Origin of the sequence: Streptococcus sp. 79 (assembly GCF_013277425.1) — a bacterium.
Classification (GTDB): domain Bacteria; phylum Bacillota; class Bacilli; order Lactobacillales; family Streptococcaceae; genus Streptococcus; species Streptococcus pseudopneumoniae.
Map to the genome: position 1 here is coordinate 1 of NZ_VMMW01000014.1, position 4979 is coordinate 4979.

4 protein-coding genes and 1 pseudogene are annotated in these 4979 nt (G+C 41.1%); 4 read left to right on the top strand and 1 reads right to left on the bottom strand.

Translation table 11 applies throughout. The annotated features are described in order from the left end of the window. The 4 genes from HT729_RS11760 to HT729_RS03105 all read left to right on the top strand — a co-directional run. On the top strand, window positions 1–228 hold a 228-nt coding region (locus tag HT729_RS11760; protein ID WP_205380677.1), incomplete at its 5' end, for a hypothetical protein. A 14-nt stretch (window positions 229–242) separates the two neighbouring features. Next, window positions 243–899, top strand: coding sequence for a response regulator transcription factor VncR (gene vncR / locus HT729_RS03095; RefSeq protein WP_000697964.1), 657 nt, complete (start codon window positions 243–245; stop codon window positions 897–899). After that, the gene (vncS, locus tag HT729_RS03100) at window positions 896–2224 is read left to right on the top strand and encodes a sensor histidine kinase VncS (protein WP_172931649.1); all 1329 of its coding nucleotides are present in this window, start codon (window positions 896–898) and stop codon (window positions 2222–2224) included. The genes vncR and vncS overlap by 4 nt, the downstream gene beginning before the upstream one ends. A gap of 140 nt (window positions 2225–2364) precedes the next feature. After that, the gene (locus tag HT729_RS03105; RefSeq protein ID WP_001019001.1) at window positions 2365–3246 is read left to right on the top strand and encodes a class II fructose-bisphosphate aldolase; all 882 of its coding nucleotides are present in this window, start codon (window positions 2365–2367) and stop codon (window positions 3244–3246) included. 319 nt (window positions 3247–3565) lie between these two features. On the opposite strand, the pseudogene HT729_RS03110 reads toward HT729_RS03105, so the two are convergent. Continuing rightward, window positions 3566–4756, bottom strand: a pseudogene (locus HT729_RS03110) (oxidoreductase). Between the last annotated feature and the right edge of the window lie 223 nt (window positions 4757–4979).

A 4979-nucleotide genomic window follows, 5' to 3' on the forward strand; every position in this document is an offset into this window, starting at 1 on the left:
TCTACAACCTCAAAACCATGTTTTGAGCTGACTTCGTCAGTTTCATCTACAACCTCAAAACCATGTTTTGAGCTGACTTCGTCAGTTTCATCTACAACCTCAAAACCATGTTTTGAGCTGACTTCGTCAGTCTTATCTACAACCTCAAAGCAGTGCTTTGAGCAACCTGCGGCTAGCTTCCTAGTTTGCTTTTTGATTTTTATTGAGTATAAGAAAAATAAAAAATAGAGAGCAGTTAAAGTATGAAAATTTTAATTGTAGAAGATGAAGAGATGATCCGTGAGGGGGTCAGTGATTATTTGACGGATTGTGGCTATGAAACCCTTGAGGCTGCAGATGGGCAAGAAGCCTTAGAAAAATTTTCCAGCTATGAAGTAGCCTTGATTTTACTAGATATCCAGATGCCCAAGCTCAATGGTCTAGAAGTCCTAGCTGAGATTCGTAAAACCAGTCAGGTTCCTGTCTTGATGCTGACCGCCTTTCAGGATGAGGAATACAAGATGAGTGCCTTTGCTTCTCTGGCAGATGGCTATCTGGAAAAGCCCTTCTCCCTCTCCCTCTTAAAAGTGAGGGTGGATGCAATTTTCAAGAGATACTACGATACAGGACGAATCTTCTCTTATAAAGATGCCAGGGTGGATTTTGAGAGCTACAGTGCCAGTCTAGCAGGTCAAGAAGTGCTTATCAATGCCAAAGAGTTGGAAATTCTGGATTATCTGGTGAAAAATGAAGGCCGGGCCTTGACTCGGTCTCAGATAATCGATGCCGTCTGGAAAGCGACAGATGAGGTTCCCTTTGACCGTGTCATTGATGTTTATATCAAGGAATTGCGGAAAAAGCTAGACTTGGACTGCATCCTCACTGTGCGCAATGTTGGTTATAAATTGGAGCGAAAATGAGACGAACAGGTTTATTTACAAAGATATTTATCTATACCTTCTCGATATTTAGTGTTCTGGTTATCTGCCTTCATTTAGCTATTTATTTTCTATTTCCCTCGACTTATCTGAGTCATCGTCAGGAAACCATTGGCCAGAAAGCGACAGCTATTGCCAAGTCCCTAGAAGGAAAGGATAGGCAGAGCATCGAGCAAGTGTTAGAGCTGTATTCCCAGACTAGTGATATCAAGGGGGGCGTTAAGGGCGAGATGACAGAGGACAAGTTAGAAGTCAAGGACAGCATTCCTCTGGATACGGACCGTCAGACCACCTCTCTCTTTATTGAGGAGCGTGAGGTGACAACGCAAGATGGTAGCACCATGACTCTCCAGTTTCTGGTTTCTATGGATTTGCAAAAGGAAGCAGAGCAAATCAGTCTCCAATTTCTTCCCTATACCTTGCTGGCATCCTTTCTAATTTCCCTCTTGGTGGCCTACATCTATGCTCGGACCATTGTTGCCCCGATCTTGGAAATCAAACGGGTGACTCGTAGAATGATGGAACTGGATTCCCAAGTGCGATTGCGCGTGGATTCTAGGGATGAGATTGGTGATCTCAAGGAACAAATCAATAGCCTCTACCAGCATCTTTTGACTGTCATTGCAGACTTGCATGACAAGAATGAAGCCATTCTCCAGCTGGAGAAGATGAAGGTCGAATTCCTACGAGGGGCTTCTCATGAACTGAAAACACCGCTGGCTAGTTTGAAAATCCTGATCGAAAACATGAAAGAGAATATCGGTCGTTATAAGGATAGAGACCAGTATTTGGGAGTTGCCTTGGGGATTGTGGATGAACTCAATCACCATGTTCTGCAGATACTTTCCCTCTCTTCTGTGCAGGAGTTGCGAGATGATAGGGAAGAAATTGACCTCCTCCAGATGACACAAAGTCTGGTTAAGGATTATGCCTTGCTCGCCAAGGAAAGAGAGCTCCAGATTGACAATAGTTTGACCCATCAGCAGGCTTATCTAAACCCATCAGTTATGAAGTTGATTCTTTCTAATCTCATCAGCAATGCCATCAAGCACTCTGTTCCAGGTGGCTTGGTTGGCATTGGAGAAAGAGAAGGGGAACTCTTTATCGAGAATAGCTGTAGCTCAGAAGAACAAGAAAAACTAGCCCAGTCTTTTTCTGATAATGCTAGTCGCAAGCCCAAAGGGTCTGGGATGGGACTCTTTGTGGTCAAGAGTCTATTGGAACATGAAAAATTAGCTTATCATTTCGAGATGGAGGAGAATCGTTTAACCTTCTTCATAGCTTTTCCAAAAGTCGCCCAAGACTAGAGATAGAAAGGGTTTACATGGATGAAGCTAGAAGAAATTCAATTGAAACTACGGGAAAAACTAGATTTTTTTGTCAAAAAGTGATAAAATGAACAATGTAAATGGGGTGACCCATAAAAATATACAGGAGGCCTGATAAAATGGCAATCGTTTCAGCAGAAAAATTTGTCCAAGCAGCTCGTGACAACGGTTATGCAGTTGGTGGATTTAACACAAACAACCTTGAGTGGACTCAAGCTATCTTGCGCGCAGCAGAAGCTAAAAAAGCTCCAGTTTTGATCCAAACTTCAATGGGTGCTGCTAAATACATGGGTGGTTACAAAGTTGCTCGCAACTTGATCGCTAACCTTGTTGAATCAATGGGTATCACTGTACCAGTAGCTATCCACCTTGACCACGGCCACTACGAAGATGCACTTGAGTGTATCGAAGTTGGTTACACTTCAATCATGTTTGACGGTTCACACCTTCCAGTTGAAGAAAACCTTAAATTGGCTAAAGAAGTTGTTGAAAAAGCACACGCTAAAGGTATCTCAGTAGAAGCTGAAGTTGGTACTATCGGTGGTGAAGAAGACGGAATCATCGGTAAAGGTGAATTGGCTCCAATCGAAGACGCTAAAGCAATGGTTGAAACTGGTATCGACTTCTTGGCAGCTGGTATTGGTAACATCCATGGTCCTTACCCAGCAAACTGGGAAGGTCTTGACCTTGACCACTTGCAAAAATTGACAGAAGCTCTTCCAGGATTCCCAATCGTATTGCACGGTGGTTCAGGTATTCCTGATGAGCAAATCCAAGCAGCTATCAAACTTGGTGTTGCCAAAGTTAACGTTAACACAGAATGCCAAATCGCATTCGCTAACGCAACTCGTAAATTTGCTCGTGACTACGAAGCAAACGAAGCAGAATACGACAAGAAAAAACTCTTCGACCCACGTAAATTCTTGGCTGACGGTGTAAAAGCTATCCAAGCATCAGTTGAAGAACGTATCGACGTATTCGGTTCAGAAGGTAAAGCTTAATCTAGCTGAATAATACAGATAAAACCTGCCCATTGGGTGGGTTTTTTGATTTCAAGCTACTCGTTTTAGTATAGTAAACTGAAACTAGACTAGCACAATGCTGCTTTTATAGCATTTTGAAACTGGAATAGGACGTCATGACTGCTAAAAGATTTCTATAAATTCATTTGATTTTCCTAATAAATTTGTTCGTATCCTATTTTATTCCACTATAAAATATTCTTATCAATTGATTTGAATGCCAAAATTCCATCGCTCCGGTCTTATTTCATTTGGCTATAAAAAAACTCTCCTAGAATTCTCAGGAGAGTATGAGTGGTTATTTGAACTTGAATCCTTCGTAAACAAGATTTGCTTTTGGATTTTGTTTCTTAATCTGTTTGGCAAGTGACTTCATCATAGAAAGAGGACCACACATATAGACGCTTGCATGATCGGGCACTTTTTCTTGGTCAAAATTAAGATAGCCGTCTTTCCTACTGTCTACTAGATGGAGTTCAAAATTAGGATTTTTCTGAGCATAGTCATGGAGCAAATCTAGATAAACAGCATTTTCCTCTCCTCGGAAGCTATAGTAGAAGTGAATCTGTTTATCTAAAATAGGATGTTCACGGATGTAAGAGATGAAGGGGGTGATCCCAATGCCTCCAGCAATCCAAACCTGATTTTCTCGTCCTTCTTCTATAATCATGTGTCCGTAAGCTCTGTCTACGGTTACTTTGCTGCCGACTTGAAGATTGTCATAGATATTCTTGGTATGGTCGCCTGAATTTTTAACAGTAAAGTAAAGAGTTTGGCCATGACCTCCTGAGATAGAAAAGGGATGCGGAGCACTTTCAAAGCCTTCTTGGAAAATCTTTAGAAAGGCAAATTGTCCTGATTGATAGTTGAAAGGTCTGCTAAGATGGATTTGAATTTCTCTAGTATCGTGATTTAAGCGTTTGAGATGGGTAATTTTCCCTAGATAGGGGAAGGAAATCTTTTGATATAGAAAAATGATATAAAAACCAGCTAGTAAGCCTAAAAGGGCATAGCTACCAACAAGAAAACTTAGAAGATTAAATGTAAGGAGACGATTGCCCATTATCATGTAGATGTGAAAGAGTCCTAAAATATAGGCTAGGTAAACCAGGCGGTGAATCCATCGCCAAGCTTCGTATTGGATGTATTTGCCTAAATAGGCGACAAGGATGATGCTGGCAAAGATATAGATGGCAAGATTACCAAACTGAGCAGCTAAGCGAGAGCCCCACAAACCGCCCATACTAAAGTTATGAAAGATTAGTAGGATGATTGAGAGAAAGGCTGTGAATTTGTGGACGGTGTAGACCTTCTACAAACCGTGAAACCAGCTTTCTAGTAGTGGGAGACGAGTGGCTAGGATAAAAGTCAGAGATAGGCTTGTTAAAGCTAGTCCTGGAATCATGAATTGGGGAGAAGTGTTCATCCAAGTCAAAAGAGTCAAGATAAAACTAGCTATGATAAAGAGTAGTCCTTTGATTGATTTCATAGAAAATTCCATTTCATTTAGATTTCGATTTGTTGTAAATGAATTTGTTACATTTTATCATAGAAAATGTATGGTGTCAAATTGAGGTCTATAAATATCTACTCTCATCAAAAAACTCTCCAATTGAACTGGAGAGTGGCTGTTTATACTCAATGAAAATCAAAGAGCAAACTAGGAAGCTAGCCCGCAGGCTGCTCAAAACACCGTTTTGAGGTTGTGGATA